This is a genomic window from Spirosoma sp. (assembly GCF_026391055.1).
In the GTDB taxonomy this organism is placed as follows: domain Bacteria; phylum Bacteroidota; class Bacteroidia; order Cytophagales; family Spirosomataceae; genus Spirosoma.
Genome location: NZ_JAPLET010000029.1, coordinates 210,147 through 222,835, shown reverse-complemented (window position 1 = coordinate 222,835; position 12,689 = coordinate 210,147). Strand labels below are relative to the sequence as shown.

Annotated in this window: 7 protein-coding genes; 4 read left to right on the top strand and 3 right to left on the bottom strand. The window is 51.9% G+C overall.

Features of this window, described 5'->3' with window-relative positions:
- The first annotated feature begins 154 nt into the window (after nucleotides 1-154).
- The 3 genes from NT073_RS28815 to NT073_RS28805 all read left to right on the top strand — a co-directional run bounded on the left by NT073_RS28815 (nucleotide 155) and on the right by NT073_RS28805 (nucleotide 5,620).
- A complete protein-coding gene (locus tag NT073_RS28815) occupies nucleotides 155-1,882 on the top strand; it encodes an FAD-dependent oxidoreductase (RefSeq protein ID WP_297380953.1) in 1,728 nt (575 codons plus the stop codon).
- Between the two features lie 60 nt (nucleotides 1,883-1,942).
- The gene (locus NT073_RS28810; RefSeq protein WP_297380951.1) at nucleotides 1,943-3,667 is read left to right on the top strand and encodes an FAD-dependent oxidoreductase; all 1,725 of its coding nucleotides are present in this window, start codon (nucleotides 1,943-1,945) and stop codon (nucleotides 3,665-3,667) included.
- A 135-nt stretch (nucleotides 3,668-3,802) separates the two neighbouring features.
- Nucleotides 3,803-5,620 carry a family 20 glycosylhydrolase gene (locus tag NT073_RS28805; protein WP_297380948.1) on the top strand — a complete coding sequence of 606 codons (1,818 nt, stop codon included), beginning with the start codon at nucleotides 3,803-3,805 and terminating at the stop codon, nucleotides 5,618-5,620.
- Nucleotides 5,621-5,653: 33 nt separating this feature from the next.
- Here the strand turns inward: NT073_RS28805 and NT073_RS28800 are convergent, their stop codons facing one another.
- The 3 genes from NT073_RS28800 to NT073_RS28790 form a co-directional block, all read right to left on the bottom strand.
- Nucleotides 5,654-6,397: a hypothetical protein gene (locus NT073_RS28800; RefSeq protein ID WP_297380946.1), complete on the bottom strand. Its 744-nt coding sequence runs from the start codon at nucleotides 6,395-6,397 to the stop codon at nucleotides 5,654-5,656.
- Between the two features lie 103 nt (nucleotides 6,398-6,500).
- Nucleotides 6,501-7,214: a glycoside hydrolase family 75 protein gene (locus NT073_RS28795; RefSeq protein ID WP_297380944.1), complete on the bottom strand. Its 714-nt coding sequence runs from the start codon at nucleotides 7,212-7,214 to the stop codon at nucleotides 6,501-6,503.
- A gap of 176 nt (nucleotides 7,215-7,390) precedes the next feature.
- Nucleotides 7,391-9,184 (bottom strand): SGNH/GDSL hydrolase family protein, encoded by a 1,794-nt coding sequence (locus NT073_RS28790; protein WP_297380943.1) that lies wholly within the window; start codon nucleotides 9,182-9,184, stop codon nucleotides 7,391-7,393.
- 325 nt (nucleotides 9,185-9,509) lie between these two features.
- Between NT073_RS28790 and NT073_RS28785 the strand changes: the two genes are divergently transcribed.
- Nucleotides 9,510-12,689, top strand: a complete 3,180-nt coding sequence (locus NT073_RS28785) for a SusC/RagA family TonB-linked outer membrane protein (protein ID WP_297380940.1) — start codon at nucleotides 9,510-9,512, stop codon at nucleotides 12,687-12,689.

The window sequence follows — 12,689 nt, the reverse complement described above, 5'->3', positions numbered from 1 at the left end:
AATGTATTCTATGTCTGCTGGTTTGTGTGCAGTAATCAAGTAAACCTGTTCGGGATGGTTCTTTATCGGATGAGGGCGCATCGAAGCACGTTGCCCCCGGCTCAACTTATTCCGCTCAGGATTTAATCAAATCCGCGTTATTACCTGATTCCTCATGAACATTTTCGAAACTTTGATGCCCCGACTGACCAGTACGTTAGCCAGGCGTTCACCCCGCTCCAACTGGCTTTCGGCCGTGCTTTTTCTTCCGATTTTTATCGCCTTCGTGCCCCCCGTTGGCAAACCTGGAGCCGTGGTTCGGCAGGCCGATGTGATTATTTACGGCGGCACGTCGGCGGCTGTTACGGCGGCTGTTCAGGTAAAGAAAATGGGCAAATCGGTCATCATCGTTTCGCCGGATACACACCTGGGTGGCCTGTCGTCGGGTGGGTTAGGCTTTACCGATACCGGCAACAAAGAAGTCATTGGCGGCCTATCACGCGAGTTTTATCAGCGACTATACCAGCACTATCAGAAAAAAGAATCCTGGAAATGGCAAAAGCCCGACGAGTACGGCAACAAAGGCCAGGGCACCCCCGCCATTGACGGCAACAGCCGGACCATGTGGATTTTTGAACCCCATGCCGCCGAACAGGTCTTCGAAGATTTCGCAAAAGAATATAAACTAACCATTTACCGCGATGAATGGCTCGACCGCTCGGCCAAAGGCGTAACCAAACAAGGGAGCAGTATTCGTTCGTTCCGGACGATGAGCGGAGCTGTGTATCAGGGCAAAATGTTCATCGACGTCACGTACGAAGGTGATCTGATGGCCGCTGCCGGTGTGAAGTACCATGTGGGCCGCGAAGCTAACAGTGTTTATGGCGAAAAATGGAATGGCGTGCAGAAAGGCGTTTTCCAGCACGGACACCACTTCAAAACCAACATCAGTCCGTACAAAATACCGGGCGATCCGGCCAGCGGACTTCTCCCCGAAGTATCGGCCGAACAACCCGGTGAGAACGGTACGGGCGACAATAAAGTCCAGACCTACTGCTTCCGGATGTGCCTGAGTAACCACCCCGACAACCGGGTGCCCTTTCCGAAACCAGAAGGGTATAACCCCGATCGTTATGAACTACTGGCGCGGGTATTTGCGGCTGGCTGGCGCGAAACCTTCGATAAGTACGATCCTATCCCCAACCGCAAAACGGACACCAACAACCACGGCCCGTTCAGCACCGATTACATTGGCAAAAATTATGATTATCCTGAAGCGACCTACGCCCGCCGGAAGCAAATCATTAAGGACCACGAACTGTATCAGAAAGGCCTGATGTATTTTCTATCCAATGACCCGCGCGTACCGGCCGATGTTCATCAGGCCATGCAGCAGTGGGGCCTGGCGAAAGATGAGTTCACCGATAACGGCAACTGGCCGCATCAACTCTATATTCGCGAAGCTCGACGTATGCTGGGTGTCTTTGTCATGAAAGAAGCCGACGCGCTCGGGAAAACAACCGTGCCGCAACCCATTGGCATGGGCTCCTACTCGCTGGATGCCCACAATGCCCAGCGGTACGTTAAGCCCGACGGTTTCGTGCAGAACGAAGGCGACATTGGCGTGCATCCCGACAAACCCTATTCGATTGCCTACGGGTCGATTTTACCCAAAGAAACAGAATGTAACAACCTGCTGGTGCCGGTTTGTGTCTCCAGCTCGCACATCGCCTATGGCTCTATCCGGATGGAACCCGTGTTCATGATTCTGGGTCAGTCGGCAGCCACGGCGGCTGTGCTGAGTATCGACAACAAGGTAAGTCCGCAACGGTTGCCCTACGAAACGTTGAGCAAAGTGTTGTTAAATGATAAACAGCGGTTAACGCTGAATGCAGCAAATTGACTTTATGTACAACGGACGGGACCGCCCGCGCGAAGGTTTTCCATTGTACAGTACATACACATGAATCGACGTAATTTTTTAGAACAAGCGACGGTGAGCAGTGGAGCCGTGTTAACCGCTCCACTGCTCACCTTTTCGGGAGAATCACACGCTCAGGCCAGTGGGTTGCTGAACCGGCTCGGGCAGGCCGAGCGAGCCGCCGATCTCGTCATTGCCGGTGGTGGACTGGGCGGCTGTGCGGCTGCTCTGGCCGCTTTACGCAACCGGCTGACGGTCATTATGACCGAAGAAACCGACTGGATTGGCGGGCAGATGACTCAGCAGGGCGTGCCACCCGATGAACACCAGTGGATAGAAACCCACGGTGCTACCCAGCTTTACCGCGACCTGCGCACGGCTATTCGGAACTATTACAAGCAGCACTATCCGCTGACGGATGCCGCAAAAGCCAGTAAGTTCCTGAATCCGGGTGATGGAGCCGTGTCGCGCCTGTGTCATGAGCCGAAGGTGGCACTAGCGGTCCTGCAGCAGCTGATGGCCCCGTACCAGAGTTCCGGTCAGTTGACGCTGCTGCTCGAACACAAGATCACCGGAGCCGACGTTCAGGGCGATAAGGTCCGTGCGCTTAAAGCTGTCAGCCAGCGCACGGGGAAAGAAACGGTTCTTACTGCCCCTTATTTCGTCGACGCCACCGAACTCGGCGACCTGCTGCCCCTCACCGGAACCGAGTTCGTTACGGGAGCCGAAGCCCGCTCCGAAACCCGCGAACTACACGCCCCCGAAAAAGCCGACCCCAACAACTGTCAGGCGTTTACGGTCTGCTTTGCGATGGATTACATAGCGGGTGCAAACCACGTTATCGACAAACCTAAAGACTACGCTTTTTGGCGAAACTACTCGCCTAAGGTTACACCCGCCTGGTCGGGGAAGTTGCTCGACCTGTCATATTCAAACCCGAAAACACTAGAGCCCAAACAGCTTGGCTTTCACCCCGAAGGCATTGCCACTGGCGATAAACTCAACCTCTGGAATTACCGTCGGGTAATCAGCAAAGCGAATTTCAAACCCGGAACGTATGCTGGCGATGTGTCGGGCGTGAACTGGCCGCAAAACGATTACAGCGCCGGAAACCTGATTGGAGCCAGCGCGAAAGATTTCAAAAAATACGTTGAGCAGGCCAAGCAACTGAGTCTATCGTTGCTTTACTGGCTCCAGACCGAAGTGCCCCGCCCCGACGGCGGACAGGGCTGGCCGGGCATCCGGTTTCGGCCAGATATGATGGGTACAGAAGACGGGCTGGCCAAATACCCATACGTTCGAGAATCCCGCCGAATCAAAGCGGTATTTACCGTTCTCGAAGAGCATGTGGGAGCCGAAAATCGAGCGATGATCACGGGCAAAAAAGAGGGCAATACCTCAGCCGATTTTCCAGATAGCGTAGGCGTGGGCTACTACCATATCGACCTCCATCCCAGCACCGGCGGCAACAATTATATTGACTTTAGCTCCATGCCGTTTCAGATTCCATTGGGGGCGCTGTTACCCAAACGCATGGAAAACCTGTTACCCGCCAACAAAAATATCGGCACCACGCACATCACCAACGGCTGTTACCGGCTGCACCCCGTCGAATGGAGCATTGGCGAAGCGGTAGGCATGCTGGTTGCCTATTCCCTCGACAAAAAAGTAATTCCCCGCTCGGTTCGGGAAAAAGGACAACTTTTGGGTGACTTCCAGAAGTTAATTCGTTCGCAGGGCATCGAAACGAATTGGCCCAAGGGGTGATTGTGTGTTGTGTACCAAACAGCATGGCACCGGCCACTCGGCCTGCTGTTTGATACATACAAACCTACACCTTGATACCCACCTAAACCTTGCAGCCATTTGCCTATCTAACGACCGTAAACCGTCTGAACCCACATGTACAAACTCCTTGCGTTGCTTTTGCTGGCTTTCAACGCTTCGGCCCAAATGCCGATTCCGGCGCTAATTCCGGCTCCCCAAACGCTCGAACCCGGTACCGGAACCTTCGCGATAACCGCCCAAACTCGATTAGCCATTCTCACCCCCGTGGCCGATGTGCGTCGGATGGTGATGGATAATCTCCCTGGTATCCCGGCCTCCGATGCTCCGAAATTGACCAGAGCCATTACAGTTCGGCTGGCGCCCATTGCGGGTGTTGGGCCGGAAGGCTATGACCTGGTGGTTACACCAACTGGTGTTACGCTGACGGCTCCCCAAGCGGCCGGACTGTTTTATGGACTGCAAACCATGCGGCAACTGATGCCCGTTGTGAAAACAGTTCGCGGCCAGTCGATACCAGCCCTGCACATCCGCGATCAGCCCCGCTTTGGCTGGCGGGGGCTGATGCTCGATGTGAGCCGCCATTTCTTCGACAAGCAGTTCGTGAAGCGGTACATCGACCAGATGGCGCAGTATAAATTCAATGTGTTTCACTGGCATCTGACCGACGATCAGGGCTGGCGAATCCAGATCAATAGCTTGCCGAAATTAACTGAAATAGGCGCGTGGCGTGTACCAAGAACGGGAAGCTGGAACGAGATTGAAAATCCTCAGCCGGGCGAAGTGCCGTCGTACGGCGGGTTTTACACACAGGACGATATCCGTGAAGTCGTTCAGTATGCCCAGCAGCGTAACATTACCATTGTGCCCGAAATTGACATGCCGGGGCATATGATGTCGGCGATTGCGGCTTATCCAGCCCTTACCTGTGGTAAAAAACAGGTGCTTATACCGACCAATGGTAAGTTTTACAAACTGGAAGACAATACCCTGAACCCGTGCAACTACGGTACGTACCTGTTTATCGACAAGGTCCTGACGGAAATTGCCCAACTATTTCCGGGGCCTTACATCCACATTGGGGGCGACGAAGCCTATAAAGGGTTCTGGGCTACCTGCGAAGAGTGCAAGACAACCATGACGGTCAATAATCTTAAATCGGTAGAGGAACTGCAAAGCTACTTCATCCGGCGGGTAGAGAAGATTGTGCAGTCGAAAGGCAAAAAACTCATTGGCTGGGACGAGATATTGGAAGGCGGCCTTGCGCCAAACGCTACCGTCATGAGTTGGCGAGGTATGAAAGGCGGGATTGAAGCCGCCAAACAGGGTCATCCCGTTATTATGACGCCCGCTCAGTTCTGTTACCTCGATCTTTACCAGGGCGAACCCTCCGCCGAACCTAGCACCTACAGCATGGCCCGGCTGAGCACTTCCTATTCATTCGAACCGGTCCCCGACAGTGTACGCGCCGACCTGATTCTGGGTGGGCAGGGCAACCTCTGGACGGAATCCGTACCCAACAATCGCCATGCTGAATACATGACATGGCCACGGGCCTTTGCCATCGCTGAGGTGCTTTGGTCGCCGAAAGAAAAACGGAACTGGCCGGACTTCATGAAACGGGTAGAAGCTCATTTCAAGCGATTCGACGCGCAGGATGTAAATTATGCCCTCAGTGTGTACAACCCCATTGTCACGCTGAAAAAGCACCCGATGGGTATGATGGAAGTTACGCTAGGCCACGAACTCCCTGATACCTACCTCTATTATTCAGTAGATAACACCGTTCCCGACGATCATTTTCCTTTGTATACCCAACCCTTCCAGATGCCCAAAGGGGCCGAGCGAGTAAAAATAATTGCTTACCGCAACGGAAAACCCATTGGAAAAATAGTGGAGGTGATGATGCCTAAAGTGGAGAAGAAGGTTCAGTAACATGAGTAAACTGGCGCGGGTCGGTCACTATAGTTAGTTACTACCCAATGGCGGCATGATTACCCAACCGCCATCCAATCCCTCCCGGCCTTCTTTAATCCAGTCAGCGGATTTATAATAGTCATCTCCCAGCCTGCTGTGGGCGGTCAGATTAAGGCTGTTATTGAATAAGGCGTGGAAAATGGCTTCCAGCTTTTCGTCGGAATAGCGGACGGATAAACCGGTTATGGTTTGTACACAAATGTTGACTGGTACAAACCGATAATCTTTAAATCGGTCTTCTATTTTATCGCATAAAAGTTTGAAGACATCAGCAAATTCATTTTCGGGGGAAACGACCAAATAATTTACTCCTCCATATTGATACCTTCCATCGAGTAGCACAGCGCTGGCATCTCGCCCGATAACGGTGTAAAAAGGTCCGACGAGGCTAACAAAAAAATGGATTTCCTTTGTCCGGGTGAGGTTGCCTAATGACGTTTTTTCGAGAAGAACGAATGAGCTGAATGAGGGTGCCTGGCCGTAGGTTGTTTCGACGACTTCTTTACCCGTTTCATCCTGTATCTCCTGAGTAAAGTTGCTCCACCGCTCCGTGAAATGCGTTTCATTATGTATGTTATCAACGACAATCGCTCCCAGCTCTTTTAAGCCTGGATAGGATAAAAACATCTGATTATCTCCATCCAAGTTAATTCCCCGTATTCCGATGGGGTAAAATCGTTTTATGGCCTCATAAATAGGCCAGAAGTCATACTTATCGGCATTAAATCTGAACATTGAGTAAGGAGTTTATATGCGATTAGGCATAGCGACTGGCGCGGGTATTTGCACATGCAAGTCGCTATGCAATCAATATTCACTGACTCGTGACGGAAAGCCTTTACTTGCTTAACTCATTAATATCAGTCATTGAAAGCATTGATTTACCAATCGTCTGGATTTGTGCGTTGGTCAGCACTGACTGCTGCCCGGATTTTTTGAGGAGTATATACGTGATTCCCGAACTGGTTCCGCCGTTTTTGGGACTGCTATTCAGGCCAAGCTGTTCGGCCAGAAAGATCGAGCCTTCACCAATTTTATCAGCCGGACCTATATCGGCAAAAATAGCAAAACACATCTTCTTGTTTTTTGTGTTGACAACACACGCAATATCTCCCAATTTGAAATCGACTGAGAATTTACCCGGCAGGGCAATGTAGGGGATGGTTTCCGAATTGACGTAGCGTTTGGGGTCACTAACACTTTTGGATGGATCTATCAATGCCGTTGTAGACACGAAAAAACCGGGAGCCGGATCGGTTTGCGCCTGCACAATGGGAGTTCCGGTCTTTTTTCGGGTATCCGTCACCAGCGCCCACCAGTTACCGGGCTTTCCGGCATTACCCAGAAAATCCAAAGCTTTTTTGCTGTCTGTGTGATAGGCTTTGGGTGCCCCATCTGCGTCGACCATAAATCCGGACGTGAACAGAAAGACCTTTTTGTCTTTTATGTCAAAAACAGACTTGCCGCCAATGATCTTGAAAAGGGTTTTCTCGACAGATAGCATAGAGGTCATCCCTAACCCAAGGACGAAGAAAACAATCAGACGTTTCATACAGTAGAGATGATTGTAAACGAGCCGTTTCGCTTATGCGGAGGAATATACGCAGATAGATTACTCGTTAGGAAGAGCGTTGATTGAGCGGTTGAGAGAAAAAATCAGCATTAACTGATGCACTCATGTACTTGCCAGATGAAAAAGCGCAAGCTTACGTTCGCGCCAGCCTACACTCATTTCCGTTTTACATTCTCTTTCAAAAACGGCTTCAATGCCCCAACCAGACGCCGATAGCCTTCGGGGTTGGGGTGGAGGCCGTCGGAGAATAGCGATTCGTCTATTTTGCCGTCGGGTTGCAGAAAAACAGAACCCGGTTGTGCAAAACTGGCGTTGGTCTCACCCGTCATCCGGGCAATGGCGTCGTTGATCGTAGCCACGCGGGCTTCTCCGTTTCGGCGGGGAAAGATACCTACCATCAATACCTCGGCGGTGGGCTGGCGGGATTTGATAGCCTGTATCAGAAACTTGAGTCCGGCCACGATTTCGGCGTCGGTGTTGAGTTGAAGGTTATTCGTGCCAATCATCAGTACCACCTGATCGGCTTTGTAGCCGTCCAGTTCACCATGATACACACGCCACAGCACATTCTCGACCCGGTCCCAGCCGTAGCCCAGGTTCTGGGCACCCAGCGGCTCCAGCACGTTGTTCCAGGAATCGCCCCCGTTAACCCGCGAGGCTTTGGGCTCACCGCCCCAGAAGTGCGTAATGGAATTGCCCATGAAAATAATACGGGGTGGTTTGGCTTTCAGGCGGGCCAGCACCTCGCGGTGGCGAATCTCCCAGTCGAACGACCCGTCGCGGTATTGGGTGCGGGGTTTCATGGTCGACAGGTCCCCTACGGGTTCGTTTAAAATAAGTCGGAGACTTTTTTCGTAAGCATCGGCGTATTGCTGCATACCTAAATCTGTCGGGTGCGTTCCGTCGACCATCGCATCCATGTCCAGGTTGATTTGCGACTTGGGCAGTAGGTAAACGCCATTGACGCCCTCCGCTTTCAACTGCGTAAACGCCTGCTGCATCAGTGTATTCACGTCCGTATAGTATTGCTGGCGAATAGGGTTGATATTACCATCGGTATACCCCGCATGATCGACCAGCAGGATGGGGGTAGCGGGTCTTTTTTGCCGCAGCGCTTTCGTCGATTCCAGAATCCGGGTTTTGATTTCATCAGGCTTGATACCCACCGTTGCGATCAGGTTTGGCAGACAATCAAGCACGTACACACTGGCATCGACCTGTCCTACCAAATCAACGACTTCTTTTTCGAGCCGGCCATTGCCAGAGAAGCCCAGGTTAATAAGTGGCCGGTCCAGTTTACGGCTCAGAATGGATGTCCAGGCCATACCGGGCCGGGAAGCACAGGCTCCCTGAGCGATGGACGTGCCGTAAATAACGACGGGCTTTTCGGGCCGAACCGGCAGTGGTGTTAACGTCACACCTTTAGGAACGCCGATTTCCAGCCATTGAACGGAGTTGTACAAGGGCAGAAACAACCGATATTCACGCCCTCTCTTGTAACTATCGTTGGGTTCCAGGTTAGCGAACCGGTACTGAATCGTGTCGCCGAAGGTGTATTTCCCAGCCGCCCACAGCCAGTCGCCGTCGCTGTTTCCGGCGTATAAATCCACCCCGCTAACGCCCGTAGCAGGCATATGCGGCAGCGCCTGCTGTTTATTACCCACCACATAGCGAACAACCACCTGATCCGTACTAGCCCGGAACCGAATCATGAGCCCCGCCGAACTGCGCGACAGGTTCCAGACTTCTTTCCGAACACTCTTTTCAGCCATGGCAGGCAGGCGGTCGTAGGGGCTTAGGAGGTCTTTCCCCGTCCAGCCCTGTCCCTCAACGGCGGAAACGTCGGCTTTGGCAGGGTTCCACCATACATAGTCGACCGGCGTTTGGGCAAGCGCAATCAGGGTTTCGGTACAGGTCAGTACCAAACAGAGGAGTAGCTTTTTTTTCATAAATCAATGGGGGCGACATGGGAATCCACATCCGAACAGGCATTTTATTACAAAGAATGTCTATGAATTTATCTAACACATTTATTCACCATTACACACTTTTATTAAAATCAATTTTACAGTTTCTAATTTATCTCCTGTTTATAGAAAATATCACATCCAAATGAGGCAAATGGTACATTATTCATATTAAATTGACCATTTTATTAAAAAAAGGTTAAATACGAATTTACTTTATAAATTTTTTGAATAATTACTTAATATTGATTTAATATCATGCGTTTTGTAATTTACTCCATCATTTATTCTAAATCTTACCAATACTATGCTGAAATACTTACTTGGATGTTTTCTGCTGGTTACGCTTGCGACGGGACCGCTCTGGGCGCAAACCCGACAATTGACGGGTGTGCTGCGCGATGAGCAGGGCCAGACCATATCCGGCGCAAACGTGGTCATTAAAGGAACTACGCGCGGTACTACAACGGATGCCGCTGGTGAATTTCGCCTGTCAATCCCTACTGAAAATACAATCCTGACAATTTCCTCAGTCGGGTATACGGCAAAGGACGTACCTGTATCATCGAGTCAGACACAACTCAGCGTAACGCTGGCGACCGATGATCGGCAGTTAGGCGAAGTGGTTGTTACCGCCCTGGGTATCAAGCGCGAATCGAAAGCCCTCAGCTACGCTACCCAGACGATTAGGCCCGCCCAGATCAACGAAGTACGCGACGGTAACGTGTTAAACACCTTACAGGGTAAAATTGCCGGTGCTTATATTACTCAGGGTTCCGGCGGACCGGGCACGGGGTCACGAATTGTGCTGCGGGGAAACCGCTCCATTCAGGGAACAAATAATGCCCTGATGGTGGTTGACGGCGTTCCAATCAACAACAGTACGTTTGGTCAGGCCACCAGCGACTTTGGCAGCGTGGCCAACTCAGATGGGGCCTCGAACATCAACCCCGACGATATCGAGAACGTGACCGTATTGCGGGGTGCGTCGGCGGCTGCCCTCTACGGCAGTCAGGCTGCCAACGGCGTAATCCTGATCACAACAAAACGCGGAAAGTCGGGCCGGGTATCGGTCGATATAAACTCGGGCGTTTCGGTCGATAAACCCTTTGCGCTACCTATGGTACAAAACCAGTTCGGACAGGGCGTTGGCGGTAAGCTCGATCCTGCCGTTGGGGCTAGCTGGGGCGCACCCATGACGGGCCAGTCGTACACAAACTACCTCGGCAATCCTGATACGTACTCGGCCCAGCCCAACAACATTCGTGATTTTTTTCGCACAGCGGTCAGTTTAAATAATTCCATTGGTATTACAGGAGGTTCAGAGCGTTCGCAGACGTATCTGTCGTATACCAATAACTCATTGCAGGGAACAGTCCCGGGCAATGACCTGACCCGTCACACCATCAACCTGCGGTTGTCGAACCAGATCAGCTCGAAGCTATCGACCGATGCCAAGGTGACGTATATCAATCAGTCAGTAGTAAACAAGCCCCGGACGGGTGAGGAAAACGCGCCGGTCATTGACCTCTACCAGATTCCCCGTAACGTAGGCCTAACCACGGCACAAAACTACGCTGCGCCCAACTCGTTCGGTCTGCCAACACCAACGGCCTGGCCATCGACATTGTCGTCGATCTACCAGAATCCCTACTGGATGACCAACCAGACGGCCATTAACCAGTATCGGGACCGCATCATCGGCTTCGTGCTGGCGAAGTACCAGTTAACCGATTTCCTGAGCATTCAGGGCCGGGCTAACCTCGATAAGTATTTCGACAAAAATGAAGAAAACTATAGCCAGGGCACAATTCTGTGGGCCAACCAGGCGGGTGGTAAATTCTCCCGGAACAACATCGTGAATACCCAAAGCTGGTATGACCTGTTAATTGAAGGACGGAATAAAATCGGGACTGACCTTACGCTCGACTATCAGGCGGGTGCCATTATTCAGGACACCCGCTACCAATCGACCAACTCGCTGGCCGACGGTCTTAATGTACCGAACCGGTTTAACCTGAACTTTGGTACGAACCAGACACTGGGCGATGATTTTTCGCGGGTTCAGACCCAATCGCTTTTCGGGCAGGCATCGCTGGCATGGCGGGATGCTATCTTTATCAACGCCAGTTTGCGTAATGACTGGTCATCAACCTTGCCAAAACCTTATTCGTTCCAGTACCCATCCGTCGGCGCATCGGTAGTTTTGTCTGATCTGCTGAAACTTTCGGGACCGCTGTCGTTCCTGAAAATCAATGGATCGTTCGCACAGGTGGGTAACGGAGCCGATCCATATCTGTTGCAAACCAACTACTCGTACAGCCAGGGTGCCGGTTCCGGATTCATTAGCCGGGATGGTACACAGGCCATTGGTAACCTGAAACCAGAGATCACAAAAAGTCTGGAACTTGGCGTCGACGCCCGTTTTCTCAGCAACCGTATCGGTGCAACGATTACGGCCTACAAAACAAACTCGATCAACCAGTTATTGAAACTGGGGCTGGCACCCGCATCGGGATTCAGCGATCAATACATCAATGCGGGCGATATCCGCAACATGGGTCTTGAGGTAGTTATCAATGGAACAGCAATTAAAACCGACCGACTGACCTGGGATCTGACGCTGAACATGGGCCTGAACCGGAATAAAATCGTTAGCCTGTCGCCCGATATTAAAACGGCGTTCCTGTCGGGCGGTTATGGCCGGTCGGCATCACCGATTGTGCAGGAAGGTGGCTCCTACGGTGATATCGTATCATACCGCTGGGCGAAAAATGCCAATGGTCAATACCTGATTGGTTCGCAAACACCGAGCGGGACGGTATCCGAAGCATCAGTTGTATCGACCGGCTTGCCCGTAGCTACCAAAGAGCAGGAGTATATTGGCAACTTCAACCCCAAAATGCTCCTGGGCTTCACCAATACATTTACGTTCAAGGGCTTTTCGCTTCGCTTTCTGGTCGACGCCCGTTTAGGCGGCATTGCCGTATCGGGTACCGAAATGAACCTGGCATTCAGCGGCATTCCAGAAGTAACGGCGCTGAATCGGGGTGGTGGCTGGGTATTGCCGGGCGTTACGGCTGGCGTTGCCGGGGCCGATGGAACAACCTTGATCGGAGCCGGCAAAACGAACGCACAGGCCATTACGGCCGAGCAGTTCTGGCAAACGGTATCGGGTAAACGCTACGGCTGGGGTGAGTTCTTCGCCTACGATGCGACCAACGTGCGCCTTCGGGAAATTTCGATCGGTTATGGCATTCCGGTACCGTCGAATTTCTTTATCAAGTCGGCCCGCCTGTCGTTCGTGGCCCGGAACCTGTTCTGGATTTACCGGGGTAGTTCGCTGCTGGATATTCCCGGTATTGGCAAGCGGAAGATGTGGTTCGACCCCGATGTAAACATCAGTAATGGCAATTTCCAGGGCGTCGAATATGGCACCCTCCCATCGAACCGGAGCCTTGGCCTGAATCTGAAACTTTCTTTTTAA

Coding starts and splice junctions, on each gene's coding strand:
- NT073_RS28815 (WP_297380953.1), top strand. CDS start 155: ATGAACATTTTCGAAACTTTGATGCCCCGACTGACCAGTACGTTAGCC.
- NT073_RS28810 (WP_297380951.1), top strand. CDS start 1,943: ATGAATCGACGTAATTTTTTAGAACAAGCGACGGTGAGCAGTGGAGCC.
- NT073_RS28805 (WP_297380948.1), top strand. CDS start 3,803: ATGTACAAACTCCTTGCGTTGCTTTTGCTGGCTTTCAACGCTTCGGCC.
- NT073_RS28800 (WP_297380946.1), bottom strand. CDS start 6,397: ATGTTCAGATTTAATGCCGATAAGTATGACTTCTGGCCTATTTATGAG.
- NT073_RS28795 (WP_297380944.1), bottom strand. CDS start 7,214: ATGAAACGTCTGATTGTTTTCTTCGTCCTTGGGTTAGGGATGACCTCT.
- NT073_RS28790 (WP_297380943.1), bottom strand. CDS start 9,184: ATGAAAAAAAAGCTACTCCTCTGTTTGGTACTGACCTGTACCGAAACC.
- NT073_RS28785 (WP_297380940.1), top strand. CDS start 9,510: ATGCTGAAATACTTACTTGGATGTTTTCTGCTGGTTACGCTTGCGACG.